At 58.7% G+C, this 19,296-nt stretch carries 17 protein-coding genes; 11 read left to right on the forward strand and 6 right to left on the reverse strand.

Annotated elements, in window-relative coordinates:
• Window positions 1-40: 40 nt before the first annotated feature.
• The 8 genes from ASQ50_RS12125 (at window position 41) to ASQ50_RS12160 (ending at window position 7,667) form a co-directional block, all read left to right on the forward strand.
• Window positions 41-1,756 (forward strand): diguanylate cyclase, encoded by a 1,716-nt coding sequence (locus tag ASQ50_RS12125; RefSeq protein WP_058091599.1) that lies wholly within the window; start codon window positions 41-43, stop codon window positions 1,754-1,756.
• Between the two features lie 10 nt (window positions 1,757-1,766).
• On the forward strand, window positions 1,767-1,961 hold the full coding sequence (locus tag ASQ50_RS12130) for a hypothetical protein (protein WP_058091598.1): 195 nt from the start codon (window positions 1,767-1,769) through the stop codon (window positions 1,959-1,961).
• A 212-nt stretch (window positions 1,962-2,173) separates the two neighbouring features.
• Complete coding sequence (locus ASQ50_RS12135) at window positions 2,174-2,416, forward strand: hypothetical protein (RefSeq protein WP_319823017.1); 243 nt, start codon at window positions 2,174-2,176, stop codon at window positions 2,414-2,416.
• 108 nt (window positions 2,417-2,524) lie between these two features.
• On the forward strand, window positions 2,525-2,932 hold the full coding sequence (locus tag ASQ50_RS12140) for a response regulator (RefSeq protein WP_058091596.1): 408 nt from the start codon (window positions 2,525-2,527) through the stop codon (window positions 2,930-2,932).
• Between the two features lie 86 nt (window positions 2,933-3,018).
• Window positions 3,019-3,339, forward strand: coding sequence for a DUF2288 domain-containing protein (locus tag ASQ50_RS12145; RefSeq protein WP_058091595.1), 321 nt, complete (start codon window positions 3,019-3,021; stop codon window positions 3,337-3,339).
• Between the two features lie 65 nt (window positions 3,340-3,404).
• A complete protein-coding gene (locus tag ASQ50_RS12150; protein WP_058091594.1) occupies window positions 3,405-4,313 on the forward strand; it encodes a lysine exporter LysO family protein in 909 nt (302 codons plus the stop codon).
• Window positions 4,314-4,434: 121 nt separating this feature from the next.
• A complete protein-coding gene (locus tag ASQ50_RS12155; RefSeq protein WP_058091593.1) occupies window positions 4,435-5,391 on the forward strand; it encodes an ABC transporter substrate-binding protein in 957 nt (318 codons plus the stop codon).
• The gene (locus ASQ50_RS12160; protein ID WP_227513154.1) at window positions 5,388-7,667 is read left to right on the forward strand and encodes a diguanylate cyclase domain-containing protein; all 2,280 of its coding nucleotides are present in this window, start codon (window positions 5,388-5,390) and stop codon (window positions 7,665-7,667) included. Before ASQ50_RS12155 ends, ASQ50_RS12160 begins: the two co-directional genes overlap by 4 nt.
• Here ASQ50_RS12160 and ASQ50_RS12165 read toward each other — a convergent pair.
• The 3 genes from ASQ50_RS12165 to ASQ50_RS12175 all read right to left on the reverse strand — a co-directional run bounded on the left by ASQ50_RS12165 (window position 7,637) and on the right by ASQ50_RS12175 (window position 11,337).
• Window positions 7,637-9,256: a Na/Pi cotransporter family protein gene (locus ASQ50_RS12165; RefSeq protein ID WP_058091591.1), complete on the reverse strand. Its 1,620-nt coding sequence runs from the start codon at window positions 9,254-9,256 to the stop codon at window positions 7,637-7,639. The genes ASQ50_RS12160 and ASQ50_RS12165 overlap by 31 nt on opposite strands.
• A gap of 66 nt (window positions 9,257-9,322) precedes the next feature.
• Entirely contained in the window at window positions 9,323-10,531 is a 1,209-nt protein-coding gene (locus tag ASQ50_RS12170) for an HD-GYP domain-containing protein (RefSeq protein WP_058091590.1), read from the reverse strand.
• A complete protein-coding gene (locus ASQ50_RS12175) occupies window positions 10,528-11,337 on the reverse strand; it encodes a TatD family hydrolase (protein ID WP_058091589.1) in 810 nt (269 codons plus the stop codon). The genes ASQ50_RS12170 and ASQ50_RS12175 overlap by 4 nt, the downstream gene beginning before the upstream one ends.
• 119 nt (window positions 11,338-11,456) lie before the next feature.
• Here ASQ50_RS12175 and ASQ50_RS12180 point away from each other — a divergent pair, with 119 nt between their 5' ends.
• Both ASQ50_RS12180 and ASQ50_RS12185 read left to right on the forward strand, forming a co-directional pair.
• Entirely contained in the window at window positions 11,457-12,287 is an 831-nt protein-coding gene (locus tag ASQ50_RS12180) for a polyphosphate kinase 2 family protein (protein ID WP_058091588.1), read from the forward strand.
• A gap of 12 nt (window positions 12,288-12,299) precedes the next feature.
• Window positions 12,300-13,571: a D-amino acid dehydrogenase gene (locus ASQ50_RS12185; protein WP_058091587.1), complete on the forward strand. Its 1,272-nt coding sequence runs from the start codon at window positions 12,300-12,302 to the stop codon at window positions 13,569-13,571.
• A 2-nt stretch (window positions 13,572-13,573) separates the two neighbouring features.
• Here ASQ50_RS12185 and ASQ50_RS12190 read toward each other — a convergent pair whose 3' ends face one another.
• On the reverse strand, window positions 13,574-14,254 hold the full coding sequence (locus ASQ50_RS12190) for a tRNA/rRNA methyltransferase (protein WP_058091586.1): 681 nt from the start codon (window positions 14,252-14,254) through the stop codon (window positions 13,574-13,576).
• On the opposite strand from ASQ50_RS12190, the gene ASQ50_RS12195 reads away from it, so the two are divergent.
• A complete protein-coding gene (locus ASQ50_RS12195; RefSeq protein WP_058091585.1) occupies window positions 14,253-15,497 on the forward strand; it encodes a methyltransferase in 1,245 nt (414 codons plus the stop codon). The two genes, ASQ50_RS12190 and ASQ50_RS12195, sit on opposite strands and share 2 nt — an antisense overlap.
• Window positions 15,498-15,578: 81 nt before the next feature.
• Here the strand turns inward: ASQ50_RS12195 and ASQ50_RS12200 are convergent, their stop codons facing one another.
• Window positions 15,579-16,721: an OmpA family protein gene (locus tag ASQ50_RS12200; protein ID WP_058091584.1), complete on the reverse strand. Its 1,143-nt coding sequence runs from the start codon at window positions 16,719-16,721 to the stop codon at window positions 15,579-15,581.
• A 164-nt stretch (window positions 16,722-16,885) separates the two neighbouring features.
• Entirely contained in the window at window positions 16,886-19,210 is a 2,325-nt protein-coding gene (locus ASQ50_RS12205) for an ATP-dependent helicase (protein WP_058091583.1), read from the reverse strand.
• Window positions 19,211-19,296: the final 86 nt, after the last annotated feature.

Raw genomic sequence — 19,296 nt, forward strand, 5'->3', positions numbered from 1 at the left:
GTGCACTAGATGCTGTGAATAAAATAGTGAGGAATGCCCTTTGGATAAGATAGCCGTTGATCATTTGCAGGAACGTCTGAGGCTCCTGCAGGAACGGTTTTTGGAGCGTGCCCGGGACGACATTGAGACGCTGTCGGGATTGGCAAGCTTGATCGATCAGCAACAGCTGTCTCAGTCTGAGCTGGAAAAGTGTTATCAGTTGTTGCACCGGATGGCGGGCTCTGCGGGGACCTTCGGTTTTCCGGAACTCGGGCGGGCGGCCAGAGCCATAGAAAACCAGATGGAGGCGTGCCGTGAGTCCGTGGTCGATAGCAGTGCAAATACGGATGACTCGGTTTCTATTTCTGTGGAACTTGCCGATGAACTTCGACAACTGGCCAGACTACTTGAGAACGCTCCTGAAATGGCCTCTGCTTCGGGCGCACAGGCCGGGGCTCCAGCCGCGGCGGATTCATACGATGGGGCCCATGGCATGCAGGTCAATGTCACGGCCCTCGGGCGTAACATTGATTATCTGGCCGACCTGGTTAAATCGTTGGCCGTCTACGGTTTTTTCTGTGAATCGGTCTCTATTGATTGCCTGAACGACGTTGCTAACCGACTGACAGAGCGCAGCAACGCCTCAATCCTGCTGTGTTTGGATTCAGAGCTGGGTGAGGTCATGGAGTTTCGTGAGCATTATCTACCTAAAGCCGAGCATCGCAGATTCCCGGTGGTATGTGTTGGCCAAGAGAACTCGTTTGAGACGTTGTATCGGGTCGCAGAACAAGGGGCAACTGCCTATTTCTGCGAGCCGCTGGACATGCTGGAGCTGGCAGAACGGATCGAGTCACTGGCGTTGGAACGAGGTTCCCGTCCCCAGGGCCGGGTGTTGATCGTTGATGATGATCTGGAGCTGGGAGAGCACTATTGCCTGGTGCTCAAGCAGGCTGGCATCATTGCTCGCTTGGTTTCTGCCCCGGACGACTTGATGTCGGAACTGTCGGCGTTTGAGCCAGACCTTGTTCTAATGGATGTTCAGCTACGGGACTATTCAGGCGTTACGCTTGCCAGGCTGATACGTTACGAGCCGCGCTGGCTGGGTTTGCCAATTGTGTATTTGTCATCGGAAGATAATCCTGAAAACCAGCTGGATGCGCTGTCCAAAGGCGCCGATGAGTTCCTGGTGAAGCCGGTCACAGATGATTACCTGGTCCGGTCGGTGCGAATTCGTTGTTACCGCGCCCGCCAGTTATCGGATCTGATGAATCGTGACAGTCTCACCGGGCTGCTCAAACACTCCCTGATCAAGCAGGAAGTCGACCGAGAGCTGGCCCGCTGTCGTCGTGCTGGTCACACTTCGTGTGTGGTGATGCTGGATCTGGACCACTTCAAGCGGGTAAATGATACCTGGGGGCATGGCCAGGGAGATATGGTCATTCGTACCCTGGCCAATCTGTTGCGCAACCGACTGCGCGAGTCTGATGTAATCGGGCGTTATGGTGGCGAAGAGTTTCTGTTGATTCTGCCCGATTGTGAGCCGGCGTTGGCGGTGACACTCATCGAAGCCATAGGTAAGAGTTTTGCCGAACTCGTGTTCTGGGCAGGGGATGACAGTTTTCAGGTTACCCTGAGTGCTGGCGTCGCGTTAATCAACGATTTTCCTGTTTCCGATCAAGCCATCGAGGCGGCTGATAAGGCACTCTACCAACGAAAACGGGGTGGGCGTAATGGTGTGACGCTCTATGATCCGTCTCCTGTTGGAATGACATCTTGAGAGTTGCCTGTTGAAAGCGTTGATACTGGAAGACGACGAGCTGGTGGGTGAGCTTCTTGAGACTGTGGTGGCGGGTATTCAACAGGGGTTGCTGTCAGTCTTGCCCGATCTCTTACGGAAGGTCAGCAACGACTTGATCGGGGTGGCCGGTATCAGTTGTAGCCCGCTGAAACCGCTGGTAATGGCTCTGTCGATGCGTATTTGAGGGCGTCGTTAAATTCGGTGGTTCAATTGCCGACGGACATCGATCCTGCGGATGTACTGGATCTGATCGGCAGGCAACAAGAATTGTCACCGGCTCAGCAAGCGGCGCTGACGGTCCGCCTGCAGGCTCAGGCCGTGTCGTTCCATGACGTGGCCTTGTAGGTAGCACGTGAATCTCAAAAGCTGGCGGTCAGGCTTGGGAAGTCGCCGGCACTGTTCCAACAGGCGGGAGTGTTAAGCCGCTTGGGAGAATTGGCCGTTCTTAAAGTGCTGAACCAATTCAGCACAGAAGGAGGCTCGCTGAGCACCTCAGAAGTGCAGCAATGCATTGGCAAATGGTCTCAGGATTATGGCAATCGTCTGAAAGTACACTGGAAGCTGCCGCTGAGCCTGAGAGATATGATTGGCGCCGTGCATTTTTTGCCCAAAGACAGTGCTGAGAAGATCTCCTGGTGATGCGGGCCGCCGCATTGATTGCAGGGAGACAGTCAGGCAGTGATGACTGTCAGCGACTTTTGCGGCGTATTGGTCTGGATCTGAAACCATCTACCGAGGAGCCGAAGCATGGCGTCCGTTCCTGAGGCATCGCTGAACAAAATCCTGTACGTGGAAGATGACCCAGATATCCGGGCCATTGCCGAACTGGCATTGCAGGATGTGGGTGGATTTAACGCAGCACTTTGCAGTTCCGGGCAACAAGCTCTGCAGGTGGCTCCTGAGTTCGGGCCGGATCTGATTCTTCTGGACGTGATGATGCCCGAAATGGATGGTCCTGAAACCATGCGGAGATTAAGGGCTTTGGACGCGACACGATCCACACCGGTGATTTTCATGACCGCCCGTATTCAAAGCGCTGAAATTCAAGAATACCTGGCATTGGGGGCCATCGGTGTTATTCCCAAACCCTTTGACCCGATGACGCTCGCGGATGATATTCATCGAATAGTGAAAGAAAATACGCAAGGGGCATGATTAAGCGCAGGCCGTGACGAGTGCGTGATTGGCCAATTTGCGTTAGGCTGGCGCGCCTGAATGAGTAGCTGCTTAGTTGAGGTGTTATGTCTTCTTCTGAATCCCCTGACGAAATCAAAGCACGACTGAACCTGGAAACCTCCCGTATTCACTGGCACGAGCTGCAAACCTATTATGCCCGTGGCCAGGTGGTGCGTGTGGCTCCTGATCTGGATTTGTTGGACGTGGCGGTTCAACTGACTGCCGATAACAAGGTGCAGTTCGAGCACTGGATGGCTGGCGGGCAGGTGGGGGAAGTGGCTCCTGATCTCGCCCGCGCCTGGTACGATCGCAATGCCGAACTCTGGGCCGTGGTGATTGCCCCCTGGGTGCTGGTTCAGGACCGCTCTGGCCAGGGCCTGCATTGACCCAGTCCTGCTACCGGCTCACGAGGCCGGTTTCTAATGTTGTCTAACCTGCCCGTGAGGGGTTTATGCTGACCGGTGCGTTGCTTGTTCTGGCGCCTTTGTTCCTGGGTTTTGCCATAGCGCTCTCTAATCGCCGTCTGATGACGGCCATACACTACACCGTGGAAGCCCTGGTCTATTTCATTCTGGCGCTGCTGGGTCTGGGCCTTGGTCAGATGGATGGCCTGCTGGACCAGTTAGGCACCATGGCTGCCCAGGTGGTGGGGTTGGTGATGGTGCTACTGGTGGCCAATATGGTGGGCCTGTGGTTGTTCCACCGCTGGCAGCCGATGTCCACGGGAGAAGAGGCGGGGCAGGAGAGGCCGAGTTACCGCCGGTTGTTCCTCGCCGGTTTGAAACCGTTGTTGGCGGTTGTTGCAGGCGCTCTGGTTGGCTACTTCCTGTTACCGCAACTGCCGCTGGTTGACGACGTGGCTACCTGGGCGCTGATGCTTTTGCTGTTCTTTATTGGGCTTCAGTTGCGTAACGCCGGGTTGTCACTGCGCAAACTGCTGATGAACCGCCAGGGTTTGGGGATTGCCCTGGCGTTGGCGTCGAGTTCTCTGCTGGCTGGCCTTGTTCTGATTCCCTGGCTGGATGTGCCCTGGCACCAGTCCCTGGCCCTGGCCTCGGGATTTGGCTGGTACTCGTTGTCTGGCATCGTGATCGGCGATGCCCTTGGGCCCGCCTGGGGCGGCGTGGCCTTCCTGAACGATGTGCTGCGGGAAATCATCGCCCTTGCCATTATTCCCCTGGTCATTGGCTCGCGCCCGGCCATGGCTATTGGCTACGGTGGCGCCACCGCCATGGATTTCACCCTTCCGGTTATCCGCAGCAGCGGTGGCCTTGCCTGCGTGCCGGTGGCGATTGCCTCCGGCTTTTTGCTGTCGTTTTTATCGCCGGTGTTAATGGGGATTTTTCTGGCTTTGGGCTGAACAGCCCCAGTCAGATGAGATTCACAGCCTGAAATTGACCCGGTGCAATGCTTTGGTCAGATTTACCACTATAGTGGCTACGTATTAGTATCCAAATAATCGATGCCGCCCCGGAGCTTGAATGAACCGCCGCCAATTCCTGCAACTGTCCGTTGCCGCCCTCTCGGCTCTGGGGTTGGCCGGTTGCTCACGATCTGCACCTTTGCAGGCCGGCATCCACCCCTGGATTGGTTACGAATCCCTGTACCTGGCAGAGGAGTTTGGCTGGCTGCCGGATTCCGTTCGGCTGATCAAACATTCGGCAGCCAGCGAGTCGATGGCGGGCTTGCTGGCCGGCGAGCTCGATGCCGCTGCCCTGACTCTGGACGAAGCGCTGCGGGTATACGCCGAGGGTGTGCCCCTGCGCGTGGTGACGGTTACCAATGTGTCTGTGGGTGCCGATGTCCTGGTGGTCAAGCCCTCCATCACCAGTCTTGCCGGGCTCAGGGGCCGGCCCATCGCCGTCGAGCTGAGGGGCGTATCGGGGATTATGCTGTTCTCTATTCTTGAACGGGCGGGGTTGAGCACCGATCAGATCTCGCTGGTTGATCTGCCGGTGAATCGCCACCTGGACGCCTGGCAAAATGGCGATATCGAGGCATCGGTATGCTACGAACCGACCGCCTCTCTACTGGAAGAGGCCGGTGGTACGCGTTTATTTGATAGCAGCCAGGTGCCCGATACCATCTTCGATACCCTGGTGGTCACCGAGACAGCCGCCCGCAGAAAACCCGCTGCGGTGCGTGATCTAGTATATGGCCACTTCCGGGGCCAGCACCACCTGGTGCGTAGCATGCATGATGCACTCTATCGAGTGGCGACCCGTCAGGGCGTAACACCGGATTCGGTGCGCCGGTCCCTGGCCACGGTTATGCTTCCAGAGCTTGCTGCCAACCAGCGATACCTGGCACATCACGGCCGAATCGAGGTGGTCGCGAAGCGACTGTCCGACACGCTGGTTCGTGAGGGATTGATGGCCAGATCGCCTGTTTACGAACGGCTTTGTGATCCGTCGTTCCTGCCCCGGAGTGTGTCGTGATCGGGTGGTGTTTGCGCAGTCTCATGCTGGCGCTGGGCCTGCTGGTTGGATTATGGGCGCCGCAGGCCTTGGCGAAGGAGGCAGTTGTGCTGGGGATTCTGTCATACCGGCCAGAACCGGTCATCGAGGAGCGTTACGGCCTTTTGGCAGAGTATTTGAGTCAGGAAGCCGGACTGGATGTGCGGCTGCGGGTGTTTAACGAGGATGACCTGGACCGCGCGCTGGCCTCGAATCAGGTGGATTTCTTTCTGACCAACCCCAGCCACTTCCTGATGATCCGCAGTGAGCGCAGCCTGACCGGGGTGCTTGCCACCCTGGAACGGCAGTGGGAAGGCCGTTCCACCGGCAGTATTGGTGGTCTGATCCTGACCCGTGCCGAACGCAGTGACATTGATCGCCTGGCAGACCTCAGAGGCAAGAGCATAGCTACCCCGGGTATTCATTACCTCGGCGGCTTTCAGGCCGCGGCGCTGGAACTGAGGGATGCGGGTGTGGACATTCTCCGCCACAACCGGATGGTGCACCTGGGTAATCATGACCGGGTCATTCGAGCGGTATTGACCGGCGATACCGATGTCGGGTTTGTCCGAACCGGCATATACGAAGAACTCATCCGGGAAAATCCGGCGTTGGCAAACGAGCTGAAAATGATTCATGTGCAGACACTGACCGGCTTTCCGTTTGCGGTGTCTACCCGGCTATATCCTGAGTGGCCGCTGGTATCTCTGCCTCATGTGGATAGTCGGATTGTGCGTAGGGTGGCGTCTGCGCTGTTTGCCCTGGAACCTGGTCATCCTGCCGCCCGGGCGGCGGGTCTGGCGGGATTCTCGCCTCCAGCCGACTACGAGTCAGTTGAGGATGTGGCCCGAACCCTGAGAGTGGCGCCCTATGACCAGGTGCCGCGAGTCACCTGGGTGGATGTGCTGAACCAGTATCGGATCTGGGTGCTGACGGTTGCGGTTCTCTTTGTCATGCTCGTGGTCACCAGCCTCTGGCTCAGCCGCAAGAAGCGCCAGCTGGCTACCGAGGAACGGCGCCAGCGTGAGCTGATTGGCAGCTGGCCCCAGCCGATGCTGATGATCCGTAACGGGGAACTGGTCAACTGCAACCGGGCTGCGGTGGAACTGGTGCGGTACACTTCCGAGGCCTCCCTGCTAGGAAAAGGTTTGCCGGCGTTTTCGCCCCACTCGCAACCGGACGGTACCCCATCGTTGCTAAAAGCCAATGCGTTGATCAAACGCGTGATGACCGGTGAAGTGGCACAGTCCGAGTGGCTGTTCGTGCGTTCGGACGGTTCCGATGTATGGGTGGACATGACCCTGGCGCCGGTCTACGAACAGGATCAGGATAGCCCTTCCATTCTCTGCTCCTGGTACGACATTACCCGCCGTAAGTATGCAGAGGAGCGCCAGCGCCTGGCCCTGCGGGTGTTTGAGAATGCCCGTGAAGCCATTTTCATCACCGATGCCCACGGTGTTGTCATGGACATCAACGAAGCCTACTCACTGATCACCGGGCGGGACCATAAGGTAGCGGTGGGCAGCCTTCCCCCCATGCCTATGGACGAAGGCAGTGCCATCCTGATCGCGGCCCGCAAACACGGTGTCTGGACCGGCGAGTTTGCCAGCAGGCACCGGGATGGCCACGCCATTGTGCTCAGCCTCACCCTGAGCAGCGTGTTCGATGATCAGGGGCAGCTCAGCCATTTCGTCGGCGTGTTCAGCGATATTACCCAGCTCAAGGAAACCGAAAAGCAGCTGCGCACCATGGCGCACTATGACTCGCTGACAGGCCTGCCCAACCGCGTGCTGTTCTCGGACCGTCTGCATCAATCCATGGCCCAGGCCCGCCGGCAGAACTATCAGTTGGCGGTGATTTACATCGATCTGGATCATTTCAAACCCATCAACGATGCCTTCGGGCACGACGCAGGGGATGGTTTGTTGGTGGAAGTTGCCCGCCGCATGCGTTCAACCCTGCGCGAGGAAGATACGCTGGCCCGGTTGGGGGGGGATGAATTTGCCGCCATTGTGGTGAACGTCGCCGCCCAGCAAACCCTGGAGGCGTTGCTGGTGCGCATATTGACAAAAATTGGCGATCCCGTGTGGGTGGCAGACCACAGCGTTGAAGTATCTGCCAGTCTGGGTTACACCGTTTACCCACAAAACGCGGAGCTGGATGGCGACCAGCTGTTACGCCAGGCAGACCAGGCCATGTATCGCGCCAAACGGGAGGGCAAAAACCGCTACTGCAGGTTTTCCGACTCCGGCAGCTGATGCTGGGCGCCATTGAGCAAATGGGTGGCCGGTTGCCATTTCAGGGCCTTGCTCCACTGGTCATTGAGCCGCCGTACAGAACTCAGGGTATCCAGAGCCTGGTCCCCCAGGGCGGTGCTGAAATCCCGCCGTACCATCATCTGCAACATCGCGTTTTTCAACCGGTGGTAAGTGCCCTCTGCCTCGGCAAGCAAGGCCTCAGCCGGGCCTTCTGATGCGACCAGCTCCCGGATGGTATCCAGATAGTGCTCCAGTGTCTCAGCTTGCTCGGCAAACTCTGTTCGGTGGCTTAGCTGCCGCAGCTGCAATAGCCGGGTGGTCAGATCAGTGGCTTCGGCCAGGTAGCGGCAGGTGCGGATGCTGATGGTCAGGGCATCCACCACAGACGGGTGCATTTTTTCCGCCCTCAACCGGCCGATATAGTCAGTGATCGCCCGGTTCAGGTTGCGGATGGCATCGGCTTTCGGCCGGATATCGGCTTCGGTCAGGCTCTCCCGATCAAGACACACCCTCAGCAGGCCCCGGCTATGGCCGATCAGTCGTTTCATTTCCTGGTCCACCGCCCCGATCGCCAGTTCTGGCGTGGTGATCAGGGTATCGTCCAGATAACGGGGCACGGCATTATCTTCCTCCTTGCTTCGGAACATCCGGCCCAGAAACCGGGCAAAGGGTTTGGTAAACGGCAGCATAATGGCCGCCCCCAGCACATTGAACAGGGTGTGGAACAGCGCCAGAGACACAGCGGGGTTGGCTTCCAGGTTCAGCCAGTCGGTCAGCATCGCCACGGTCCACAGCATCACCGGCAGGATTATCAGGGCGATGGCGCCGGTAAACACGTTGAACAGGATATGGCCAATCGCCAGCCGGCGGGCATTGGCGGTGGCTTTGAGGGCCGACAGGGCAGCCGTAGAAGTGGAGCCCAGGTTGGCGCCGATCACCGCTGCTGCCGCATTGTCCAGACTGATCAATCCACCGGCTGCAGCGGTCAGAACAATGGCCAGGGCGGCGCTGGAGGATTGCGTCAGAACCGTGGCCAGAAACCCGATGACCAGAAACGTAAACAGGCCGTAATCCGGGCTGATAATACCGCCGTCGGTAAAGCCTCCGGCCAGGGATTCCAGTGCGGTCTTGAGAATCGACAGGCCGAGGAAAAACAGCGCAAAGCCCGCCAGCGCTTCCCCCAGGAACTGATTCCGCTGGTTGCGGCTGATCATCTTGACGCCGACACCGGCCGCCAGCAGCGGCAGCGCCAGGGCTTCGATCTTGAACCCGAAGCCCACCAGGCTGACCAGCCAGGCGGTCATGGTGGTGCCTATGTTGGAACCGAAAATGACCCCGAGAGACTGAGCCAGGGTCAGCAGGCCCGCGTTGACAAAGCCAATGGTGGCAACGGTAACCGCCCCGGAATGCTGCACAATACCGGTGATGGCAAAGCCGGCCATCAGGCCCCGCAGGGGTGTCCTGGTCCAGGTACCTAACAGGTGTCGTAACTGGTGGCCAGCGGCGTTCTTCAGGCCGGTGGTCATCATTTCCATGGCCAGCATGAACAGCGCCAAGCCACCGAGAATCTGGAACACGGATGAGATCATGGTTCGGTTGTCGTTGTGGTTTGCGGATTAGTGGCGAGTGTAGCAGAGGTTGGCCGGCGCGATGCCTCAGGCCAGGAATTTGCGCACATCCAGTTTGTAGTCTTCCGGGTCCACCGCCCGGACAATCCGGTCCTGATTGCCGGCGCGGGATAGATCGATGGTTTCCACTGTAATCGGTAGTCGAAACCGGGTGTGGTACATCACCCTTACCACGGGCAGGCGCTGATCCTGATCGTTGGTTTCCACCACCACCCCCAGCCGTCCACTCTCAAGCAGCACCAGCGAGCCCACCGGGTACAGGCCGATGCAGCGGATAAACTGTTTCACCAGTTCCGGGTCCAGATGGTCACCACTCCATTCGAGCAGTTTTTTCAGCCCCTGGGACGGCGTCATACCCTTGTGATACACCCGGTCGGAAGTGATGGCGTCGTAAACATCGGTGATCGCTACCATACGCCCGTATTCGGTGATTTCTTCGCCCTTGAGACCCTCCGGGTAACCACTGCCATCCAGTTTCTCATGGTGCTGAGCAGCGGTAATCACGGCGATTTCGCCGATGCCTTCGGTGCTGGCAAGAATGTCCCTGGAGTGCCGGGCGTGCAGTTTCATCACCTCAAATTCTTCCGCCGTCAGGCGGCCGGGTTTATGCAGGATGTCATCGGGGGTGAGGATCTTGCCCAGATCGTGGAGCAGGGCGCCCACCACGGTTTGATGCAGTACGTCTGCCGGCAGGTTACGGTAGTTGCCGAACAGCGACATCAGCACACTGAGGTTAACGGAGTGTTCCAACAGGTAGTTGTCTTTCTCGCGGATGCGGCCAAGGCAACTCAGGGCGTTGGCGTTTCTCAGAACGGAGTTTTGCAGTTCGTCGGCCAGTTGGTGAATGGGCGCGATATCAATGGCGGCACCCATTTTGACGTTGTTCATGAAACTGCCTACCAGGCCTTGGGCCTGGCTGTGAATGCGCTGGGCAATCACGATTTCTTCGGTCAGGGTGACTCTGGGCAGCACGCCCGGAGACTGCTCACCGGCGCTCTGCAGCGCCTGCTCGTTGCGCCGGTCGACCTCCTGGGCGGTCTCAGCGTCCTGGGAGTCCAGCCCCTTCTCAACGTCGATATAGACGTATTGGACCCCCATCTTACGGATTTTCTCGATGGTCTCTTCCCGCTTGATCACCCCTTTCTTGCGTTGGGTGTTATGGGGAATCCAGTCGTTATTCAGGTCGGAAATGTACATGCCGACCTTCAACGCAGCGATGGGGATGCGTTTGATCATGGTTGTGGGAAGAACGTCCTCAGGCTGTTCTGGTAAGTCTGAGCTAAGACCTGGTCGAGGGGGAGATCCTTCACCTCGGCGATTTTCTCGGCAACAAACGGCAGATAGAACGGTGCGTTTTCCCGGCCACGGTAGGGTACCGGCGTCAGGAAAGGTGCATCGGTTTCCAGCAGAATCTGCTCAATCGGGGCCATGCGCACGATATCCCGAACGTTCTCTGCCTTGTTGAAGCTGGTGATGCCGTTAAAACCAAGGCACCAGCCTTGATCCAGCGCATAGCGGGCCAGCCCGGGGCCGGAGGTAAAGCTGTGAATCACTCCCCGGCGGGTCAGGGTCTGCTCAAACTCCTGCAGGATGGCGATGGTGTCGTCGTCTGCTTCTCTGCTGTGGATCACTACGGGGCGGTCACTGTCGCAGGCAATTTGCAGCTGGCGACGGAATACTTCCCGCTGCACACCCCGGTCTGCATTGTCGTAGTAATAGTCCAGGCCGATCTCGCCGATGGCGACGATTTTGTCATCCCGGGCATGCTCGCGGATTTCAGCCTCTACCTCATCGGAATAGCTTTCCGCTTCGTGGGGGTGAATGCCCTGGGTGCCATACACCCAGGGCTCAAGCTGGCTGAGTTCTCGCACAGCGGCCAGGTTTTCCGGAGACACGGCAATGGTGATCACCCGTTCGATGTTCACCTTGCGGCTCTGTTCCAGGGTCTCGGCCAGTGGCCGATCCTTCAGGTAATCCAGATGGCAGTGGGTCTCGATGATCGGGTGATCAAATACGGGAATCTCACGACGTTTCTTACTCATGCCTGGGGTCTATGCTCCATCACAGCCGTCGCTTGGCTGCTATTATGAGAATTGGATCACGCTAGTTTATCACCTTGGGTGATCTTTGCATTGCATCGTGCTGATAGGGAGTTTCCTTGATGGAGTATACGGCGTTCGCACGAACATGGTTTCTGGACCCGAAAAAGCCGGCGCTGGGTCGATACCCCAGTCTGCTGGATGACGACGAAAAACTACCGGCACTGGAGTCGAGCCTGGAAGATATCGGCGAGTACCAGCGCCGGCTTTGGGCCAATGGTCGGAAAGCCCTGTTGCTGGTGATACATGGCCCGGATACCAGTGGCAAAGACAGCCTGATTCGAACACTTGCTACCTATGCCGATCCTGCAGGCTTTCATGCCTGGTCGTTCAGCCGGCCCACAGCAACAGAATCCGCCCATGATTTCCTTTGGCGTGTCACCCCTTTGTTGCCGGCCTACGGGCAGATGGTCGCCTTCAACCGAAGCCACCACGAAGCGGTGATTGCGGAACGGGTTTGGCCTGTGCGGGCTGAGGAAACCTACGACTGGCAAGCCCGGTACCGGGCGATTCGGGATTTCGAGCAGCACCTGGTCAGTGAGGGTACCTGTGTGGTGAAGGTCTGGCTGAACCTGTCCGAAGACGAACACAAGCGAAGGTTGCTAAAGCGCCTGGACAAGCCTCGTAAACGGTGGAAGTTTGACCGCTCCGATATCGAGGGCTGGAAACTGCGAGACAAATACCAGGCGTATGCGGAGGAAGCGCTGGCAGCCACCCATTCCAATGAGGCTCCCTGGTTTATTGTGCCCGGAGATCGCAAATCCGAGGCTCGGGCCGTTGTCGCAGCCCTGGTGGCCGAAGTTTTGAAGCAGCTGGCACCGGATTATCCGGAGGAGCATCCGGATGTACTGGAAGAGTATAGAACCCTGCTGGCTGAGAATGGCGTGGAGTAACGGAGGCGAGTTATGCATATCGTGGTTGTAGGCGGTGGTGTGGTCGGCGTTACCACGGCTCGTGAGCTGCTGCGCCGTGGCCACCAGGTAACGGTGCTGGAGCGCCATCCGCTGGCCGGTAACGAGACCAGCAAAGGCAACGCGGCCCAGCGATCCTATGGTGTGGTCTATCCCTGGGCAGACCCCTCGATGGTGTTCAAGGCCTTGCCCTGGATTCTGCAGAAATCCGGCCCATTGAAACTGAAAGTGCCGCCGTCACTGGATGCCATGCGGTTCATGTTCGCCACACTTCGTTATGCCTGGTCGCCGGGTCTGTTCGGATTGAACAAACGGGCCATGTTGCGCCTGGGCATGCACAGTCGGGAGCGCTTCCTGGCCCTTGAGCAGGAACACGATCTGGCCTTCGACGGCCAGCATCGGGGGCTGCTGCACCTGGCCAGCAAGCCGGAGGCCATGGATGACTATCGGGCTATTCACGAACTGCTGAATGACATGGGTATTGCCTCCCGGCTATTGACGCCTGTACAGGTCAGGGAAACGGAACCGGGCATGACCGGTGATGGCCCCCTGTACGGTGCCATCAGCTACGACACGGATGGCACGGGCGACTGCCATCTGTTTTCCCGCTCACTGGCAAGGGTGTGTGAGCAACTGGGCGCAAACTTTCGATACGACGTGAAAGTGGAGCGGCTGGTTGCCGACGAAACTCAGGTAAACGCGGTGCAACTGACCAACGCGGACGGCCGGCTGGAAACCCTGGAGGCAGACGCCTTTGTAGTCTGCGCTGGTTGCTGGTCACCGCAACTGGTACAACCACTGGGGCTGCGTTTGCCAATCTATCCGATCAAGGGTTACAGCATCACCGTACCCCTGCGTGATGCGGCCAAGGGGCCGGTCAGTACGATTCACGATGACAACTTCAAGGTGGTGTCTACCCGCCTGGGTGACCGGTTGCGTGCAACCGGATTTGTCGAGCTGGCGGACTTCAACCGGGACATTCCGCAAGCGCGGATTGAAACCATCAAACGGTCCGTTGAATCCCGTTTTCCGGGGTGTGCGGACCTGGCGGCGGCAGAGACGTGGACCGGGTTCCGCCCGATGACGCCGGATGGCCCAGCCATCATCGGCAAAGGCCCCAGGGACAACCTGTTCCTGAATACCGGCCACGGCACATTCGGCTGGACCCTGTCTGCCGGCAGTGCAGACGTGATTGCGCAGGTAATCGATGGTGAAGAGCCGGCAGTGGTACTGGACCCCTTCCGGCCCGGACGCTTTTCGGAATAGCGTCAGAGTTTGCGCTCGATATTGCCGCACAGGGTGTGAACGAAGCCGATATCGCGGTCAGACAGCAGCGGCAGTTTTTCGAACACCCACTGGGACAGCTTTTCGTCCGCCGGAGCGTCCAGTTCTGGCAACAGGCCCTCCAGCCGCGAGCGCAGTGCCGCCAGTCCTGATGTGCTGGCCGCGGTTTCCGACTGTTCACTGGTTTTTTGCAGCCCGGACAGCTCCCAGGCGTAGAGCATGACCGCCTGGGCCAGGTTCAGGGATGGATAGGTCACCGCCATGGGGAATCCGGTCAGCAGATCGCACAGGGCCAGCTCCTCGTTGGCCAGGCCCCGGTCTTCCCGCCCGAATACCAGGGCAGCCGTGGCTGCTGTGTCCCCCTTGTTAGAGATCACCGTGCGAAGTGCGGCGGGCTCGTGCCAGTCCTGCCGGTTATGCCGGGGCTTGGCCGAGGTGCCCATCAGCAGATCCGCGGAGTTTCTTACCGCGGCCAGATCAGGGAAAATGCGCGCATTATCGAGAATGTGATCACTGCCATGGGCCAGCCAGTGGGCTTCCGGCCGGGTATGCAGGTCGGAATTGACCAGCCACAGCTCGGAAAAACCCATGGTGCACAGGGCTCGGGCAGCCGCGCCGACGTTCTCCGGAACTTTTGGTTCAACCAGTACAAAGGCCAGTTTCATGACGTTACCTCCGGCGGCGAGTGTACACCAGTCGCCCGTGACTTTTTACAACCGCTGGCAGGCCGTGAACGACTGGCTTGCCCGGCATGAGCCACTCTGGCGCCCGATTCCCTTTATGGAACCAGCACCGGCGTGGAGCCGGGATTATCCGGAACTGGCGGACTGGCTGGAAGCGCTGGATGACCATGCCTGTGAGTATCTGGAAGAGAATCTGGCGGAGCTCTCGCAGAACGTCGCCCGTTTCGTCCCGGACCTCGCCGGTTACCCTGACTTGATTGCAGTGCCCGCGCTGAGCACAACGGAAGAAAGCCGGGCGGCGGCGCTGGCCGAAGTGGCTGCGGTGGATATGCCGGGGCGCAAGCGCGAGCAGGCGGGCGCCTTTTCAGCATCGGTGCGGCCATTGACTGGGCCGGTACTGGACTGGTGCTGCGGCAAGGGCCATCTGGCCCGCACTCTGGTTGGGCAAGGAGCGCCTTCGGTGCTGGGGTTTGAATGGAATCCGGAACTGGTGGCGGATGGCAATCGCCTCGCGCAGCATTACCAGGATCCTGTCACCCTGCGCCATCAGGATGTCATGGCTGAAACCCTGACCTGGCCCGGCAAGGTTCATGGTGTTGCCTTGCATGCCTGCGGAGACCTGCACCGCCAACTGATTCGCCGAGGCAGCGCGGAACAGACGCCGCGCCTGAGCTTTTCCCCCTGCTGTTATCATCTGACGGATCATGAAAACTACCGGTTGATGTCTGAGCATGCACGGCACCACGCTGGCGCATTGAGCATTGATCGCAACGGCCTTCGGCTTGCGGTGCAGGAGACCGTTACGGCCCCGGCCAGGGTGCGCGAGCAAACCCGACAAATCAGTATCTGGCGCCTGGGCTTTGATGCCCTTCAGCGGCACCTTCGCGGCGTCGATAGCTACCTTCCAGTACCATCCCATCCCGGGCGTTTGAATACAGGTGATTTCAGAACTTTCTGTGCCTGGGCGGCCGATAAAAAGCGCCTGGAGCTGCCGGAAAGCCTGGACTGGCAGCACTGGCTGGCTGAAGGGGAACGCCGGTTCCAGCAAGTACGCCGGCACGAACTGCTGCGGCACCTGTTCCGGCGGCCGCTGGAGCTCTGGCTGGTGTTTGATTATGCGGTGTTCCTGGAGGAGCAGGGCTATCGGGTGCGGCTGGGGGTCTTTTGTGAGCGCTCACTGACTCCGCGCAACCTGTTGCTGGATGCGGTCAGGGTGTCGGACTGATGTCTTTCTGAAGAGCGTTGGCCCGGAAACAAACAAGGCGCCGGAGGGCGCCTTGTTTGCTCATTACCTTATGCGTTGGTCTTAGCGACTAACCTGAATGCGTGCTTCAACACGGCGGTTCTGGGCACGGCCAGCGGCCGTGTCGTTGCTGGCAATCGGCTCGGCTTCGCCATAACCCATGGCGCTTACGCGATCCGGGTCAACGCCCAGAACCGTGGTCAGCCGGTTAGCAACGGCCTCGGCACGACGCTGGGACAGGAAGCGGTTGTACTCTGCGTCACCAATGCTGTCGGAGTGACCCGCGATTTCCACGGTGGTTTCCGGGTACTCGGCCATAAAGTCCGCTACGCGACGAATTTCGTTATCGAACGTGGCATCAATCACGGAGCTGTTCGTGGGGAACTGAACCCGCAGCTCAATGGTTTCCACGGTTTCAGTCACACCTTCGCAGCCGCGCTCGTCAACGGTGGCACCGGCAGCGGTATTCGGACATTCGTCGCGGTAATCCGGCACTCCGTCACCGTCGCTGTCCACCGGGCAGCCCCGGCTGTCTACCTGAACACCGGCTGGCGTGTTCGGGCACTGATCGCGGTTATCGGGCACACCATCACCGTCCGAATCTGCGGGAGCTGGTGCTGGCGCGGGTTCGGGGGCAGGAGCGGGCTTTGAGGAAGCAACAGTGCGGGTGAAGGCCCAGCTCAGGCCAAGTGAGGCCATGGTGTCAAAGGTGCTTTCATCAATACCGTGGAACTCTCGGAGATCGCCACGGATGGAGATGCTGTCGCTGACGTTGTAGCGGAAGCCCACGCCCACGTTCACACGGGTTTCTTCGTGATCGGTGCCTGCAGTGGTGTAGGAAATAGTATCACCCACACCAAATTCCGCATGGCCGGCACCCAGTGATATGTACGGGTTCCAGGCCGCGTCCGGGCCGGCAAAGTAGTAGGTGCCGTCGATTCTCAGTTCCTGGAACTCGGACTCTCCTGCAACGTACTTACGGTCAGCATCGGCGCGTGAATACACAGCTTCAACAGACCAGCGCGGCAGGAAGCGGTACTCAACACCAACACCAAAGGTGCCGGTTTCGCTCAGATCCCGTTTGTCATCAAACAGCTGGAAGCCGGCGAACGGGTTCAGGTAAATGGTTTCCTGGCGGTCGGCCAGAGCGGGAGTGGCAAGGGATGCTGTAAGGGCGGCCAGAGCGACCGGGCGCATGATCTTCATGCAGAACCTCCTGTTTAGTTGTTATTTCCTGCAGTTCTCTCAGGAATGAAAACTCCGAAAAACACCTGTATTACTCGGAATTTAGGTCAGTAAGCCAAAAAAAACAAAAAAATGACAGTAGTTAGTACGTCGGGAATTGTACGCAGTTCACTGACAGCGTCGTTTTAATCTGATGTCGCCGTGAAATACAGATGAGCGCTCTTCTTGCTGAAGTTCAGGGTATCGCCATTGGCAAAGCGCACTTCAAACGAACTTTCATCCTCTGACGTCACGTCGCCAGCACCGAAGATGGCGTGGACAACACGCGCATGGTGCCAAACCGGTTCCGTGGTATCAGCCTGAGGCGCAGTCTGGCCTTCAATGACAATTCCCTCCCGGTCTGCATAACGCAGGCTGACCGGTGTCAGCGGGATGCTAAGGCTCAGTGACCCTGTTTCTGTTGGATAGCTCCCCTCCAGTGCGGCACCCAGTTCCCTGGACAGCTCAAAGCACAACTCGGCCACAAACCGGCTGGGACCCTGGTCGCCCTCAAGGTGGGGTTGTTGACTGGCTGGCCGGGTGATCAGATGCAGGGCCTGTTGGGTTCGTGTCATGGCCACGTAGAGCAGGCGCCGTTCGCTTTCCAACAGTGCCCTGGCATCGTCCTGGGGCCTTGGGCTGTAGGGCAGGTATTTCTCCTGCAGGCCAGGAATAATCACCACTGGCCACTCAAGCCCCTTGGTGCGATGGATGGTGGACAGCAGCACCCCGTGATCTTGCTTCTCTCCAGCTTGCTGCTTCAATGCCTTGAGATGATCCAGCGCGCCCTCAGCAGTCAAATCCAGGCCCTTCAGGTAATCCCGGAAGCCCTGTACCGTATCAATGCGCTCCTCGGCACTGTCGTGGGTCAGCGCCAGGCTGCGAATGCCCTCGTAGAGCTCCATGTGCTCCGCATACACACTGATCAGCCCGGCCACCGGCCCCTTGTATCGCTCAAGCTGCGCCAGCACCTCCCCCAGCTTGCGAAGTTTGCGGCCCGCCATCGGCGCCAGCGCGTCAAAATCCATCGCAAGCAGCCGCTCATGCCAGGCCCCGTCAAACGACGCCAGGAACTGTGCCAGGTTCTCCAGTTCAGGCTCTTTCAGGCCCACATGGGGAAACCGGAGCAGCAGCCGCGCCAGATCCAACCGGTCGGTATCCGGCAGCAACTTCAGCCGGCCGGTGACGACCATCAGCAGGGCAGTTATCGCCTGCACCTCGCGACTGAACAGCGCCCCCTTGCCGGCGTCAATCCGATAAGGCACCTGCCGGGCCAGTAACTTCAGCTCAATCGGTACACTCTGACTCCACACCCGGAACAGAATCGCCGTCTGGCTGTTCTGCTCCGGCGTTTGCTGCTGCAGAATACGCAGCACCTGATCACCGTCATTCTCCGCCCGATGTAGGTCCACGGTGGTCGCCGGCGTGGACGGATGCGAATGACACATCACATCCTTACGCCCGGTGTTGTGACAGATCAGATGATTGGCCAGCAGCGCCACCTGATGCCCGTACCGGAAGGTGTAGCTTAGCGTCTGCTCCAGCGGGCTCTCAAACTCATCACTGAACCGGCGCAAAATAAACTCCGGCTTCGCCCCGCGAAACTCATAAATGGTCTGGTCCGGATCCCCCACCACCGTCACCCGCGCCCGGTCACCGGCCACGTAGCGCAACAATAGATGCTGAATTTCATTGGTATCCTGGTACTCATCCACCAGAATCAGATCCATCTTGTTGCCGACCAAGCGCTGCAACGGCGGGTTCTGATGAATCGCCATCACCGGCTCATACAACATATCGGCATAACTGATCCGCCCCTGGCCCTTGCGCCACTGCTCGAAACTGTGGAACAAATCGATCAGATACCGATGCTTGTCCGAATACCCCAACTCCTCAAACACCACCTCCGCCGGCGACAACCCGGTCTTCACCAGATCAATAAACCCGGTGGCCGTCTCCACAAACTCCTTCTTGTTGCGCCGAATCTCATCCGCCAGATCCTCCGGCGCCAACCGCCGGGTCAACAACCAGGCCTGAAACGCAATCTCCTGCTCGGTCAGAATCTTCTCCGAAAACCCCGGCAGATACCCCTCACGCACAAACCGCTTGTACAACCGCAGCCCCATGGCGTGATACGTCCGAATCTCCGGCAACGCCAGCCCGGACTGATCACACACCTCCTGCAGCTTCCGCTCAAAATCCACCCGGGCACTGCGATTGAACATCAACACCAGCATCCGGTCCGGATCATGCCCTTGCTCCAGCAGAAACCGAATCCGCCAGGCCAGCGTCGACGTCTTACCACTGCCTGCCACGGCAGTGATCACCGCATGCTCATAGCCGGCCGTAATAATCGCCCGCTGCTCGTCGGTGAGAAACTCGGGCAGGTGAGAGGTATCCGGGATTTGGGGTTTGGTAGGCATGCGGGCTATTGTACTGGCCAACTGGTAGCGGGAATAGCGCTCCCGCATAATTGCCGAGTCGATCTTTTGCGCTTTTGACTACACCACCCGTGTTTGAAAACAGGGTTTGGGTCACCTTTCCAAAACTGTGCGGA

This window comes from Marinobacter sp. LQ44 (assembly GCF_001447155.2).
Taxonomy (GTDB): domain Bacteria; phylum Pseudomonadota; class Gammaproteobacteria; order Pseudomonadales; family Oleiphilaceae; genus Marinobacter.

Coding starts and splice junctions, on each gene's coding strand:
- ASQ50_RS12140 (WP_058091596.1), top strand. CDS start 2,525: ATGGCGTCCGTTCCTGAGGCATCGCTGAACAAAATCCTGTACGTGGAA.
- ASQ50_RS12145 (WP_058091595.1), top strand. CDS start 3,019: ATGTCTTCTTCTGAATCCCCTGACGAAATCAAAGCACGACTGAACCTG.
- ASQ50_RS12150 (WP_058091594.1), top strand. CDS start 3,405: ATGCTGACCGGTGCGTTGCTTGTTCTGGCGCCTTTGTTCCTGGGTTTT.
- ASQ50_RS12155 (WP_058091593.1), top strand. CDS start 4,435: ATGAACCGCCGCCAATTCCTGCAACTGTCCGTTGCCGCCCTCTCGGCT.
- ASQ50_RS12165 (WP_058091591.1), bottom strand. CDS start 9,256: ATGATCTCATCCGTGTTCCAGATTCTCGGTGGCTTGGCGCTGTTCATG.
- ASQ50_RS12170 (WP_058091590.1), bottom strand. CDS start 10,531: ATGATCAAACGCATCCCCATCGCTGCGTTGAAGGTCGGCATGTACATT.
- ASQ50_RS12175 (WP_058091589.1), bottom strand. CDS start 11,337: ATGAGTAAGAAACGTCGTGAGATTCCCGTATTTGATCACCCGATCATC.
- ASQ50_RS12180 (WP_058091588.1), top strand. CDS start 11,457: ATGGAGTATACGGCGTTCGCACGAACATGGTTTCTGGACCCGAAAAAG.
- ASQ50_RS12185 (WP_058091587.1), top strand. CDS start 12,300: ATGCATATCGTGGTTGTAGGCGGTGGTGTGGTCGGCGTTACCACGGCT.
- ASQ50_RS12195 (WP_058091585.1), top strand. CDS start 14,253: ATGACGTTACCTCCGGCGGCGAGTGTACACCAGTCGCCCGTGACTTTT.
- ASQ50_RS12190 (WP_058091586.1), bottom strand. CDS start 14,254: ATGAAACTGGCCTTTGTACTGGTTGAACCAAAAGTTCCGGAGAACGTC.
- ASQ50_RS12200 (WP_058091584.1), bottom strand. CDS start 16,721: ATGAAGATCATGCGCCCGGTCGCTCTGGCCGCCCTTACAGCATCCCTT.
- ASQ50_RS12205 (WP_058091583.1), bottom strand. CDS start 19,210: ATGCGGGAGCGCTATTCCCGCTACCAGTTGGCCAGTACAATAGCCCGC.